Source organism: Mycobacterium alsense (assembly GCF_002086635.1).
GTDB classification, from domain to species: domain Bacteria; phylum Actinomycetota; class Actinomycetes; order Mycobacteriales; family Mycobacteriaceae; genus Mycobacterium; species Mycobacterium alsense.
Genome location: NZ_MVHD01000083.1, coordinates 1 through 12,512, shown reverse-complemented (window position 1 = coordinate 12,512; position 12,512 = coordinate 1). Strand labels below are relative to the sequence as shown.

Here is a 12,512-nt window from a genome sequence, read left to right as displayed (position 1 = left end):
ATGAGGACAGGGGTCGGGAGGGTTGGGATGTTGGCGAGGGTGAGCATGGCGGACCTTCCTGTTGGGGGGAAGTCCACAGTCGCTCCAGGCACCGACAAGTCGGGTTGCGACTCGGTAGCTGCGGCCATTGCTGGGTTCTCCTCACTGATACTGTGCGGAGCCCTGACCTGCATCTACGTTGTGGTGCATATGTGGTGCGAAGCGGGAAGCGATACACCATCTACGCACGTAAAACGTGGTGCGCGATACTGGGATTGAACCAGTGACCTCTTCCGTGTCAGGGAAGCGCTCTCCCGCTGAGCTAATCGCGCCTGGGGGACAAAATTGGAGGTGGAGACGGGAATCGAACCCGTGTGCACGGCTTTGCAGGCCGTTGCCTCACCACTCGGCCACTCCACCGCGGGGGATTGATGCCACTTGCACCTTCGAGCGGATGACGGGATTCGAACCCGCGACCCTCACCTTGGCAAGGTGATGCGCTACCAACTGCGCTACATCCGCGCGCAACGGCCGAGATCGTCGCCCGTTGCGAAGGACGACGATAGTCCACCTCAGCGGGCCCGCACAAATCTCTTGGTCGTGTTGCCGCTCTAGGCTAGCGCGCCCCGCGACGCACGTGGCGCGTTCGGCGATGCCGGCTTCGTGCTACCCTTCGACCTCGTTCGCCCCTCGGCGCCGGGTCCCGTGGCTCAGTGGAAGAGCGTCCGCTTCACACGCGGAAGGTCGCTGGTTCGATCCCAGCCGGGACCACCAAGTCAGAGGGAAGTTCCAGCACCTCGGGCCTCCAGCCTGGCCACAGATAACAGGTAGGAACCCGTCCCAGCTGTGCTGACGGCGCGCACCTGACGGTCTCGCCGGCCCTAATCGTCACTCCCTTTGCTTGGCGATTCGGCTACTACATCGCTTCCCGCCGGGTATCCACGAAGGACACCAGGCCGATAGATAGGTTGCCTAACCTCAATCCACGCGACGGGAGGGTGTTCGCCTCACATGACCGAACCTAAGGCGCCGCAAGGCATCACGGGTGCGGTGCTCAAGCTGATGGGTGCCCGTGACTACCGATACACCGTGACGGCCCGGCGCGAGATCACCCCGCACTATCTGCGGTTGAGCTTCGACGCCGGCGGAATGCTCGCGGACCACCAGCTGCACCCCACGATGTGGGTCCGGATGTGGTTCGCCGACGGCGACAAGCTGCACCAACGCGGCTACACGCTGGTCGACCCCGACCCGGCAGCCGGCACCGTCGACGTCGAGTTCGCCCTGCACGACGGCATCGCGTCGCAATGGGCGCGCGCCGCACGGCCCGGCGACTCCATCGCGGTGACGGTGCTGGGCAGCAAGTTCGCCGTCCCCGAGCCGCCCCCGGCCGGGTACGTCATCGTCGGCGACAGCGCCTCGCTGCCGGCGATCAACTCGCTGCTCGACGCGATCGACGGCGCCCCCGCCCACGTGTTCCTGGAGGCGGGCTACGACGACGACAAAGTCCTTCCGGTGGCTCGCGACGCGGACGTCACGTGGGTGGACCGCGAGGACGAGGGGGAAGCCCTGGTGCGGCAGGTGAAGGCTGCCGCCTTCGACGCGCGGGACCACTTCGGCTGGGTGGCGTGCGACAGCCGCACCACACGGGCGGTGAAAGGCGTTCTGCAAAAAGACTTCGGCATACCGCGGAAATCCATTGCGGCGCGTGCCTATTGGATGGTGGGGCGGTCCATGGGGTGACCGGCGGCGGAGGGGACGGCTGTCCTTCCGTGTCGGGCCTTGCTGTGGTCACAAGCGTCACATCAGTCCCTGCGCTGGGCGGTCGAGGGTTTGCCCACCTCATAGCGACAAGCCGTACGGCGCAGAAGTTGTCGCTATGAGGTGGGCAATAAGGGTGTGTCCGCCGGGCAGTGGCCAATGTGGCCCCTGTGACTGCGTGGCTTCGAGCGCAAGTCCAGGGCCGCGCGTGCGGCGGCCGACACCCGGGGAGGCTCGGCCTAGAGCGCACCGAACATCCCATGGAGTGCACGAAAATGATGGCAGCATCAGGGGGTGGCCACCGGGATCCGGGTCCGAGACGTGCGCTCCGAGCTGAGCGCGGACGTCGTCGAGGAGATCTATCGCGGCATCCTCGCGCCGTCGTTCGGGCCGGACGAGCTCGATCCGCTGCCCACGATCCTGGGCGGACTGGCCGAGGGCGGGGCGGCCAGGGGGCTCTGCGCGTTCGACGGCGAAACGCCCGTCGGCTGCGTCGTGGGATACAGCTATCCGTGGGCGCGGGTGCTGCTGATCGGCTACCTCGCGGTGCGGCCCGGGCTTCGCGGCGGGGGCATCGGTCACGCGTTGATGGACGCCGCCGAGCGGAGGTGGTACGGGCAGCCGGACGCCGCGCTGGTGCTGGCCGAGGTCGAAGATCCGCGCCGCCACCCCGTGATCGGCGATACCGACCCCAAGCGGCGGGCGGCGTTCTACGCGCGGCGCGGCGCGCAGGTGGTGCTCGGCCCGTATTTCCAGCCGCGGCTCGACCGAGGAAAAAATCGCGTCCATGGTTTGTTCCTGACCGTCCTGAACACGGGGGGCGAGGCGATCGCCCCCGAGAACTGTGTTCCGGCAGCGCATCTCGCGGAGTTCATCCTCGAGTACTTCAGGGACTCGGGCGAGGGTGGTGATTTCCCCCGGGCCGACGACGCGGAAGGGCAGCGGCTCCTGGCCTGGTACCGCGACCGCGAAACGGTCCCACTGCATCCGATCGGCGACTACGCGGGCATCGAGATCCCCGGGCTCGGCGAATAATGGGAACGCTTTCGTGGGCAAATCTCACTGAAGGAGGGCGACGATGGTCGGCAACCAAGAGGGGATCGGTGTGCTGAAACTCGAATGCCCGCAACGCCATCCCGTCGGCAGGATCCTCAAGGAGGCCCCGCACCAGGCGGTCCAGTACGACCCCGGCGCCGCCGTGGGCCCGCGCCGCTTCTGGCCGGACGAGGACGAACAGCCGCAATTCAGCACGCACTGCCGCTTCTGCGACCAACCGGTGGGCGAGGCCACGGCCGCGCTGCAGGACAAGCTGGCCGCGGTGATCGCCGATGCCACGGAAACCACCGCGACCGCCTCGCTGCAATATCGGTAGGCCGGGCCGCCTACCGAAAGAGTTACAGTTGCGACCGTGACGACACCGCAGAGCGCCCCGCGCCCGCCCGAGGGCGATTGGCTGGGCACGCCGTATCTGACCTTCGAGCGCCAGGGGCCGATCGCGGTCTGCACGATCGATCGCCCCGAGGCTCGCAACGCCTTCACCCCCGCGATGTACTTCGGGATCCGTTGTGCCGTCGGGCGTGTCAACGAGGACCCGGACCTGGCCGGGCTGCTGATCACCGGCACCGGCGACGTCTTCGCGCCCGGCGGCGACATGGGCGGCGGGGGCGGCGCCGACGACTGGATGACCTTCGGCGCGGCGCTGGGCATGGACGTGACGCCCTTTGACGCGGTGCGGACCTCGGCCAAGCCGGTCGTCTCCGCGGTCAACGGCCTGTGCCAGGGCGGCGGCATGCAGATCGCCCTGTGCAGCGACATGTCGGTGGTCAGCGAGCGGGCGACCTTCCGGGTTCCCGAGCTGTTCCGCGGCTACGCCGACACCTACTACAGCCAGATGCTCGTCCGGCTCATCGGGCCGGTGCGCACCCGCGACCTGATGTTCACCGGCCGGGTGCTCACCGCGGCCGAGGCCCTGGACTGGGGTCTGGTCACCCGGGTGGTGCCGCACGAGGGCCTGCTCGCCGCGGCGAAAGACATACTGGCGCAGGCGTGCCGGACGGCGCCGCGCGCACGGGGCGTCATCAAGTCCAGCATCGACAACTACCTCGGCCTCTACGACCGCATCGGGATGAGCGCCAGCCTCACCGACGCCGAGGCCAGGGAGGGCTTCCGCGCGTTCAAGGAGCGACGCTCGCCCGACTGGGTGCATCCGGAGCTGCGCGTCGAGGGACGGCTGTAGGCCACGCCGACCCGCTCGCCCACGCCGATGACGAAGAATCGGCAGTGCTGGCGCGGGAGCGAGTGAACCCGGCGACACGCCTGGCCGTGATCACGGTATGGACGCTGCCGGGGCGGCCCATGACCATCGCACAACCGTGACCGTCGACCGTGAGGGCATCATCCATCAATGGGGTGATGCGGTAACCGAGGTCGTCGGTCATTCGTCGGGCGACACGCTGGGGCGAAGCCTTAATGTCGTGATCCCGACGGTCCTCCGGCCCATGCATTGGTGGGGATTCGATCTCGCGATGAAAACCGGCCGACTGCCCCGCAAGCTTTTCAAGGTCCCGGCCTTGCGCAAAGACGGGCGGATCGTCGTTGCCCACGCGATCATCGACTTGGTACCGGGACAGAGCCGGGGCGCGGACGGCGCCGTGGTCACCTTCGTCGGTGTCGCGGCTCCCTGGCGGGGCAAGTTATGGGAAGCCGTGCTCGCACCGCTCAATTTCGCACATCGCGCCTGGCGCCGGGCCCGAACCGGGTAGCGGTGCCGCCCGGGCGTTCGAACATGAGGCGAAGTTTTCTGCCGGAGTCGGTGAACCATCGAACGGTCGAATGCGTGCCTAGATCATGACCGCCCAACAGCCCGGGGCGAAGGTCGTCCCAGATGCCTTGTGGTCGCCGGCGCTGGCGCGCGGGTTGATCCGCGACGATGTCATGCGCTCGATGCGCTATCGCGACGGTTTCACCGACTTGCTGGGCGCCGATGTCCCGGCCCGCCCGGGTCTTGCGCAGCGTTTCATGCACAGCCCCACGGTGGCGGCGCTGTATGAGCGTCTCTGGCGTCCGGTCATGGTCGCGATTATGCGGCTACACGGCATCTCGATCGATGCCGAGCGCCAAAAAGCGTCCGACGCACTGCATCTGGGTGGCGACCAGCGTGTGCTCGACGTGGCATGCGGCCCAGGAAACTTCACCGGCTTCTTCTCCGATCAGCTCAGCGGGGATGGGTTCGTCATCGGGTTGGACAATTCGACCGCGATGATGGAGCGCGCCGTGCGTGACAACAGCGGTGCGCGCGCGGTCTACATGCGCGCCGACGCGCTCAGCCTCCCGTTCAGCGACGGCGCCTTCGACGTCGTGTGCTGCTTTGCCGCGCTGCACCTCATCCGCGAACCGATCAGTGTGCTCAACGAGATGATTCGGGTACTTTCGCCCGGTGGGCGGATTGCCGTGATGACGACCTACGGTCGCGAATCCCTATTGATACGCAAGGGTCTCGAGCTTGGCGCCGAACTGTGCGGCGTGCGAGTGTTCGACCGCGCCACCATCCCGGCCTTCCTTTCGGCCGCCGGGCTGACCGATATCGACCAGCAATTGCGGGGAATCTCGCAATTTGTCATGGCACGCCGGCCCGGGGAGGCCGGCGATCCCTGGCACACCCGATCGACCAGCTGGCGGGCAGAAGGCAGGGCGATTGGCTTCTAGGGCGTCGCTGCCCCACCGTGCAGGCTCGTGATGACCAAACGTCCGCGCGGTGGAGTCCGGCTACGCGCCGTCAGCAAAACCTACGGCGAGGGCGCGGCCGCTGTCGCCGCGCTGCGTGAGGTCGATCTCGATATCCGCGCCGGCGAGTTCGCGGCGATACTCGGTCCGAGCGGGTCAGGCAAGACAACGCTGCTCAACGTCATCGGCGGCATCGAATCTGCCGATTGCGGCACAATAATTGTTGCCGGACAGGATATTTCGGGGCAACACACGCGTGCTCTGGGCGAATTCCGCCGCCGGCATGTCGGCTTCGTATTCCAATTCTTCAACCTGATTTCCACTCTCACCGCGTACGAGAACGTGCAGGTGGTGATGGAGCTCACCGGCCGGGGCGATAGCCGTCGAGTTCCCGATTTGCTCGCCGCGGTGGGCCTGTCGGATCGTGCCGCACATTTCCCGGCAACGCTGTCGGGTGGTGAGCAGCAGCGGGTTTCGATCGCCCGCGCGCTGGCGACCGATCCAGACCTGCTGCTGGCCGATGAACCGGCGGGTGCGCTGGACGTGGCGACCGGGCGTCGCGTTCTGGAGCTGCTGCAACAGACCAGTCGCGCTGCCGGATGCGGCGTCGTCATGGTCACGCACAACGAGGCCACCGCCGAGGTCGCCGATCGCGTCGTGCGGATGCGCGACGGCGCCGTGGTGTCCACGGAACGCAACACATCACCCGTCGACGCCGCGGCCATTCGATGGTGACGATGAGCACCGCACTGCACAAGAAGGCCCTGCGCGACTTGCGGCGGCGGCTGCCGCAGGTCGCCGCGATCGCGGTGACGGTGATGCTGGGGGTGCTGCTGTTCGTCGCCAGCTACGACGCCTTTCGGAACGTACAGGCGTCCTACGACCGGACCTACTCCCGAACGCACTTCGCCGATTTCACGGCGACAGGCGGTGACCCGGACACGATCGCCGCGGCGATCCGCGGCGCCGCCGGCGTCGACCGCATCGCGACCCGCACCCAGGCCGATCGACCGCTGATGCTCGGCAACACCAAACTCGTCGGCCGCGTCGTCGGAATCCCACCGCAAACCGAGCGCGGAATCAACGAGCTGGACCTCATCGCCGGGCGACTACCCGATTCCGCGCCCTCTGACCAGGTGGCCGTCGAGCGGCATACCGCCGACACGTTCGGCCTCACCGCGGGCGAACGCATTCGGGTGTTCGGCGACAGGGGCTGGCGCGACGTGATCGTCTCGGGAGTCGTGCAGTCTCCGGAGTATCTCTGGCCCGCGCGGAACCGCCAAGACCTCCTCGCCGATCCCCACTCGTTCGCCGTGGTATTCGCACCCGAATCACTGGCCCGCACACTGTCGGCACGAGCGGCGCCCAATCAGCTACTCGTCGGGATGACCGGCGGCGCTACCCAATCCGATCGCGACCGGGTCACCCGCCTGCTGTGGTCGGCCGGCTCCACGGGTATCGAAGACCGTGGCGATCAACCCTCCAACGTCGCACTTCGACAGAACTTCAACGGTTTTCGCGTCATGGCGATCGGGTTTCCCGCGTTGTTCTTGGGCGCCGCAGCGATTGTGGAGTACCTGCTGACAACGCGCCTCGTGCACACCGAGCGAGCGGTCATCGGTACCCTCCTGGCGCTGGGCGCACGGCGACGTGCGGTCGTGCGGCACTACGTGTGGTACGGCGCGGTCGTCGCAACCTTCGCCGCACTGGCCGGCGTCCTGGTCGGTGGGGTGGCGACTTCCGCCTACACCCAGGCCTACGCCTCACTCCTGAAGCTTCCGGACACCGTCATCGAGCACCGGATCCCCACCGCCATCATCGGTTTCGCTCTCGGGCTGGTCACCGGCGTGATCGCAGGCCTGAAACCCGCGCTCGCAGCCTCCCGGACCGCACCCGCCGAGGCGATGCGCGGCGACGACGTCCGTCCGATCCGCATAGGCCCGCTGACCCGTGTGTCCGCCCGGTGGACGCGGATCCCGGTCGTGCTCCGCATGGCGCTCCGTTCCCTGACTCGCAGCCGACGCCGCACGGCGGCCACCATGATCGGCGGCGTGCTCGCGCTGGTTCTGATCCTCGCGTCGGGCGCCATGCTCACCAGCGTGCGTACGATGGTCGACGTCGAGTTCGACCAGGTGCAGCGTCAGGATGCCACCGTCCTCGTCGCGCCTGGCGCGAATGACGTGGGCCGTCAGTTGCTTTCGCTGCCCGGCGTCGCGGTCGTCGAACCGGCCACCATCGCACGCGTCACCGTCGTCGGCAACGGCCGAACCTATCCGACATCGCTGACGGGGCTTCAATCGACGACGGTCATGCACGGATTCCGCGACCGCAATGGCACCTTCCGGACACTGCCTGCCGACGGCGTTCTGGCCGGCGCGGCCCTTGCGAAAAAGCTTGGCGTGCGCGTCGGCGATGACCTGGCCGTTGCTCCTGGCGCCGGGCCGGCCCGGCCCATACGGCTCGCCGGGCTTGTGGACGAACCGCTGGGCACTGCACTGTACGCCACCAACGACACCGCTCGATCGCTCACGAATGCCCAACCCAGCGGGTACCTGCTTCGCTTCCACAACGGGGCGGACCGCGATCGAGTCCGGGCCGGCGCCACCGGGCTGAGCGGCGTGGTCGCCTACACCGATGCCCATGCGGTCGAAAACCAACTCCGGAGCTACCTGGTCATCTTCTGGGCATTCGCCGGCGCCACTTTGGTGCTGGGTGCCCTGCTCGCGTTCACGGTCATCTACGTCACGATGACCATCAACCTGGCGGAACGAACCGGCGAACTCGCCGCGCTGCGGGCGACCGGTGCGCCGATCCGACGGCTCACCGCCACCGTGGCCATCGAGAACCTCGCCGTGACGCTGCTCGCCGTCCCCATCGGCCTCGCGGCCGGCGTCGGCGCCGGATGGCTGTTCCTGCGCTCTTTCAACAACGATCTGTTCAGCCTCCATCTGTCTGTTGGCGCCATGACGTTGGTTCTCGCCGCGGTCGCCGTCACGGCCGCCGCCGCGGTTTCGCAGCTACCCGCGGCCCGCCTGATCAAACGGATCGATGTCGGCAGAGTTGTCCGGGAGCGTTCGCAGTAAGTTCGCGGCCAGCACCCATGAATGGGCACGCAATACGCGCGCCCACTCAATCTTGAACCATGGTGTGAATCTCTCGGGGGCCCTGACGATCTCGGCCTGCAGCGCCTGCGGCGCCACGTAGCGCCAGGCCGCGATCTCGTCGACGTTCGCGCACGGCCGCTCGGCGCTCCACCCCGCGTAGACCGAGCAGAGCTCGTGCTCGGCGCCGTGGGCGTCGTACTGCGCGTGGTACTCGAACTTGAACAGGAACCGCAGCTCCGCCGTCATGCCCAGTTCCTCCCGCAGGCGGCGGACGATGGCTCTCTGCATCTTCTCGCCGCGGCGGGGATGCGAGCAGCAGGTGTTGGACCAGTAGCCCGGCCAGAGCCGTTTGACCGGGGCGCGCTGCTGTACAAGCAATTCGCCCTGGGGATTGAAGACGAACAGCGAGAACGCACGGTGCAATACTCCGCTGCCGAGGTGCGCATCGGCCTTCGGCACGGAGGCGATCTCGCGGTCATCGCCGTCCACGAGTATGAGCTGTTCCTCGTCGTGCATGGCCGTCTAGCCCGCACCCAGCAGCGTCGGCAGCCCCAGCGCCGAATCGACCGCGAGAGCGAGGAACACCGCGGACAGGAAGTTGTTGGACCGCTGGAACAACCGGACCGGCTGGACCGGCTCGCCGCTACGCACCCGGACGTAAAGTTGGTAGGCGATCGCAAGGAACCACGAAGCGGCGAGCAATGCGACCGCACCGTACAACCAGCCGGTGGCCGGCCCCAGCAAAAGAGTCGCCAACACCGTCAAGCACGTGTATCCCACGATCCGCTTGGCGACGACGCGTTCGCTCGCCACGGCCGGGAGCATCGGCAAGCCCGCGGCACGGCAGTCGTCCGTGCGGCGCATGGCCAAGGCCCAGCTGTGCGGTGGCGTCCAGAAGAAGATGATCGCGAACATCGCCACTGCCTGCCACCCGATGCCGCCGGTGATACCGGACCAGCCGATCAGCACGGGCATTCCGTTGGCGACGCCGCCCCAAACGACGTTTTGCGAGGTGCGCCGCTTGATCAGGAGGGTGTAGACCAACACGTAGAACGCGATTGTCGCCACTGCCAGCAGGCCGGGCAACAGGTTTGTCGTCAACCACAACCAGATGAAGGCCGCGCCGCTCAGCGCCAACCCGAACATCAGGGCAAGGCGGGTCGAGAGCGCTCCGCGTGCCAACGGCCGGTTTGCGGTGCGTTTCATCAGCTTGTCGATGTCGGCGTCCGCGACGCAATTCAGCGTGTTGGCGCCCGCTGTCATGAGTATTGCGCCCGCGAGCGTGTTGATTATCGGCAACGTGGCCACGACGCCGCGGTCGGCGAGCAACATCGCGGGAATCGCGCCCACCACGAGATGGATGGTTCTTGGTTTTGTCAGGGCCAGGTAGTCGAACAACGTGGCGCGGATGCGGCCACGCCTCGACACGACGCCCCCGTCAGTAATGCTCACCGCGGCATTCCCCAATACTCCCCGACATTCAGAAGACGAATGATGGGCGGTTCCCGTTCAATGCATCGGGTATCCGATCGTCCACGCCGCGCGTGGGCAACGCCGGGATGCCCTCGAAGCTGCGCGTCGAGGGACGGCTCTAGGCCTCGAAAGGTCTCAGACCTTGCGCGCGCGGTCGCGCCAATACGGTTCGCGCAGCGCGGCTTTGAGGATCTTGCCGCTGGGGTTGCGGGGGAGCGCCGGCACGAAGTCCACGGTGCGCGGGCATTTGTAGCCGGCCAGGTGGCCGCGGCAGAACTCGATGATGTCGCCGGGATCCACCTCGTCGGTGGTGACGACAATCGCCTTGACCGACTCGCCCCAGTAGTCATCGGGAACGCCGATGATCGTGGCGTCGGCGACGGCGGGATGCTCGATCAGCACGCTTTCCACCTCGGGCCCGTAGACGTTCTCGCCGCCGGTGATGATCATGTCCTTGAGCCGGTCCTCGATGTAGACGTAGCCGTCGGCGTCCAGGCGCCCGACGTCGCCGGTGCGCACCCAGTCGTCGGCGGTGATCGTCTCGGCGGTCGCCTCCGGCCGGTTCAGGTAGCCGTTCATGTTCTGGTTGCTGCGCACCCAGATCTCACCCGACTTCCCGGCGGGCAGCCGGGCTCCCGTTTCCGGATCGACGACCCGAATCTCGCAGCCCTGCACCGCCTTTCCAGCCGACAGCTGCAGGCCGGGCCGGTCGGGGTCGCGGTGGTCGGCGTCGCCGAGCGCGGTGACCGCCCCGCACAGTTCGGTCTGGCCGTACACCTGCACGAAGCTGGTGCCGGGCCAGGTGTCGAGCGCCCTTTGCAGCAGCGGCAACGGCATGGGCGCGGCTCCGTACACGACGTAGCGCAGGCCCGAGATCACGGAAATCGCCGCCTCGTCCGCGTCCAGGAACCGGGCGATCACCGGCGGGACGAAGAACGCGTGCGTCGCGCCGGCGCGCACCGCCCCCAGCACGGCCGCCGCGTCGGGTTCGCGGGTCATGATCGTCGGCGCCCCCGCGCGGATCCCGAACAGGGCGTACCCAATTCCGCCCACGTGGAAGAGGGGCATACAAACGAGGTTCTCGTCCCCGTCGGCGAACGGGAACGCCGGCGCCAGGTTCGCCGCGTGATTGGCCAGCGCGCGCTGGCTCAGCAGCACGCCCTTGGGTCGCCCGGTGGTGCCGGAGCTGTAGATGATCAGCGCGGTCGCGTCCTCGTCGACGTCGGCGGGTGGCGCGGGTGTCGCTGCGGCGAGCAGGGATTCGTACTCGTCGTCGATCGCCACCAACCGCTCGAGGCCCGGGACCCGCCCGGCGGCCGCCTCGGCCGCCGGGCGCAGTTCGGCCCCGACGAAAAGCAGCCGCGGGCGGCTGTCCTCGAGCACGTGGGCGAGTTCGTCGCCGGTCAGCCGCCAGTTGACGACCGTGGTCACCGCGCCGATCGATGCGGCGGCGAAGAGGATCTCCAGGCATGCCGGGTGATTCTTGTCCAGGAACGCCACACACTGGCCGCGCTGCACGCCGGCCTGGCGCAGCACCCCGGCAGCGCGCCGGATCCGCTCCGCCCACTGCGCCCACGACCACTGCCGGTCGCCGTAGCGAATCGCGATGCCGTCGGGCCGCTGCCGGGCGTGACGCTCGACGAATCCGGCGAGCGTCTCCGTCGTGCTGGACGTGGTCTCCGCTGGCATAACCCCTCCGCTGCGATGAGTTTGTTCCCTCCGAGTGTGCACTGCGGGTCCCGCGCGCGCCCGAGGGGGCGGAGGAGTCCGATCAAAGGGACTGTGCCACAAACGTTGTCAACGCCCGGCGTCGTCCCGGGCGTTCATGATCGTTCGCCCGCGTCACCGACCTCGGGAGTGGCCTCGTCATCGGGTTGGCGCCGTTGGGCTCGTTTGACCGCTAGCCGCGGATCGGGCGCCTCACGAGCCCGGCGTATTGGGAACCGTGCGGCCATCGCTGCCCTTTTTCGATGGCGGCACCACAGTATTCGGGGTGTTTGCGTTGCGCTTTTCGGCGTTCTGGTCGAGTCCGTCCATGCAGCCAGCGATGTAGTCCGTCTTGTTGAGCCCGCCCTCTGGCCGGGTGAATGGGCTGTTGGCGGAGTTGAACGCCTGCTCGCACGCCTCCTGGTGTGAGACCGGCGCCATGTTCCGCGCTTCGCTGATGCTGAAGTATCCGAAGGCGGCCATCTCGGCGTCGCCATGGGTGCCGCTCTCCAGGCCCATCTTGTAGGACTGTGAGGACTTGTCCACTGCATGGCTTCCGCCGCCGAAGGGTCCGGCCGCAAAGAAGATGATGGCGGCGACGAGAACGACGGCCGCGCCCGCCGCGGCAAAGATGATCTTTCGTTGCCGAGGCTGCGCGGACCAGAACTGCCGACCGTCGTCCCGCGCCTTGTTCACATAGGGGCGAACCTGGTCCCAGGGGCCCGGCACCCCGACGGGCGAAGGCGGCGGAGGCGGAGGGGGAGG

At 67.6% G+C, this 12,512-nt stretch carries 12 protein-coding genes and 4 tRNA genes; 9 read left to right on the top strand and 7 right to left on the bottom strand.

Annotated elements, in window-relative coordinates; genetic code table 11:
• Positions 1 to 236: 236 nt before the first annotated feature.
• From BST11_RS25710 to BST11_RS25700, 3 genes are all read right to left on the bottom strand, one after another.
• Positions 237 to 311: transfer RNA gene (locus tag BST11_RS25710), tRNA-Val, on the bottom strand.
• A 14-nt stretch (positions 312 to 325) separates the two neighbouring features.
• Positions 326 to 399: transfer RNA gene (locus BST11_RS25705), tRNA-Cys, on the bottom strand.
• A 29-nt stretch (positions 400 to 428) separates the two neighbouring features.
• Positions 429 to 501, bottom strand: a tRNA-Gly gene (locus BST11_RS25700).
• Between the two features lie 177 nt (positions 502 to 678).
• Between BST11_RS25700 and BST11_RS25695 the strand changes: the two genes are divergently transcribed.
• From BST11_RS25695 to BST11_RS25655, 9 genes are all read left to right on the top strand, one after another.
• Positions 679 to 753, top strand: a tRNA-Val gene (locus tag BST11_RS25695).
• A gap of 237 nt (positions 754 to 990) precedes the next feature.
• Complete coding sequence (locus BST11_RS25690) at positions 991 to 1,722, top strand: siderophore-interacting protein (protein ID WP_083141024.1); 732 nt, start codon at positions 991 to 993, stop codon at positions 1,720 to 1,722.
• Between the two features lie 312 nt (positions 1,723 to 2,034).
• A complete protein-coding gene (locus tag BST11_RS25685) occupies positions 2,035 to 2,775 on the top strand; it encodes a GNAT family N-acetyltransferase (protein ID WP_083141023.1) in 741 nt (246 codons plus the stop codon).
• A gap of 43 nt (positions 2,776 to 2,818) precedes the next feature.
• On the top strand, positions 2,819 to 3,112 hold the full coding sequence (locus tag BST11_RS25680; protein ID WP_083141022.1) for a hypothetical protein: 294 nt from the start codon (positions 2,819 to 2,821) through the stop codon (positions 3,110 to 3,112).
• Between the two features lie 36 nt (positions 3,113 to 3,148).
• Positions 3,149 to 3,976: an enoyl-CoA hydratase/isomerase family protein gene (locus BST11_RS25675; protein WP_083141021.1), complete on the top strand. Its 828-nt coding sequence runs from the start codon at positions 3,149 to 3,151 to the stop codon at positions 3,974 to 3,976.
• A gap of 136 nt (positions 3,977 to 4,112) precedes the next feature.
• On the top strand, positions 4,113 to 4,502 hold the full coding sequence (locus BST11_RS25670; protein WP_244897782.1) for a PAS domain S-box protein: 390 nt from the start codon (positions 4,113 to 4,115) through the stop codon (positions 4,500 to 4,502).
• Positions 4,503 to 4,587: 85 nt separating this feature from the next.
• Entirely contained in the window at positions 4,588 to 5,445 is an 858-nt protein-coding gene (locus BST11_RS25665; protein ID WP_244897781.1) for a class I SAM-dependent methyltransferase, read from the top strand.
• Positions 5,446 to 5,475: 30 nt separating this feature from the next.
• Positions 5,476 to 6,198, top strand: coding sequence for an ABC transporter ATP-binding protein (locus BST11_RS25660; protein ID WP_083141025.1), 723 nt, complete (start codon positions 5,476 to 5,478; stop codon positions 6,196 to 6,198).
• 2 nt (positions 6,199 to 6,200) lie between these two features.
• A complete protein-coding gene (locus tag BST11_RS25655; protein WP_083141019.1) occupies positions 6,201 to 8,546 on the top strand; it encodes an ABC transporter permease in 2,346 nt (781 codons plus the stop codon).
• On the opposite strand, the gene idi is transcribed toward BST11_RS25655, so the two are convergent.
• From idi to BST11_RS25635, 4 genes are all read right to left on the bottom strand, one after another.
• On the bottom strand, positions 8,481 to 9,083 hold the full coding sequence (gene idi, locus BST11_RS25650; protein ID WP_083141018.1) for an isopentenyl-diphosphate Delta-isomerase: 603 nt from the start codon (positions 9,081 to 9,083) through the stop codon (positions 8,481 to 8,483). The two genes, BST11_RS25655 and idi, sit on opposite strands and share 66 nt — an antisense overlap.
• A 6-nt stretch (positions 9,084 to 9,089) precedes the next feature.
• Positions 9,090 to 10,019 carry a heme o synthase gene (locus BST11_RS25645; RefSeq protein WP_083141017.1) on the bottom strand — a complete coding sequence of 310 codons (930 nt, stop codon included), beginning with the start codon at positions 10,017 to 10,019 and terminating at the stop codon, positions 9,090 to 9,092.
• Positions 10,020 to 10,175: 156 nt separating this feature from the next.
• Complete coding sequence (locus BST11_RS25640) at positions 10,176 to 11,729, bottom strand: long-chain-fatty-acid--CoA ligase (protein ID WP_083141016.1); 1,554 nt, start codon at positions 11,727 to 11,729, stop codon at positions 10,176 to 10,178.
• A gap of 231 nt (positions 11,730 to 11,960) precedes the next feature.
• A partial coding sequence (locus tag BST11_RS25635; RefSeq protein ID WP_211284790.1) for a hypothetical protein occupies positions 11,961 to 12,512 on the bottom strand: 552 nt, incomplete at its 5' end.

Coding starts and splice junctions, on each gene's coding strand:
- BST11_RS25665 (WP_244897781.1), top strand. CDS start 4,588: ATGACCGCCCAACAGCCCGGGGCGAAGGTCGTCCCAGATGCCTTGTGG.
- BST11_RS25640 (WP_083141016.1), bottom strand. CDS start 11,729: ATGCCAGCGGAGACCACGTCCAGCACGACGGAGACGCTCGCCGGATTC.
- idi (WP_083141018.1), bottom strand. CDS start 9,083: ATGCACGACGAGGAACAGCTCATACTCGTGGACGGCGATGACCGCGAG.
- BST11_RS25660 (WP_083141025.1), top strand. CDS start 5,476: ATGACCAAACGTCCGCGCGGTGGAGTCCGGCTACGCGCCGTCAGCAAA.
- BST11_RS25690 (WP_083141024.1), top strand. CDS start 991: ATGACCGAACCTAAGGCGCCGCAAGGCATCACGGGTGCGGTGCTCAAG.
- BST11_RS25655 (WP_083141019.1), top strand. CDS start 6,201: ATGAGCACCGCACTGCACAAGAAGGCCCTGCGCGACTTGCGGCGGCGG.
- BST11_RS25680 (WP_083141022.1), top strand. CDS start 2,819: ATGGTCGGCAACCAAGAGGGGATCGGTGTGCTGAAACTCGAATGCCCG.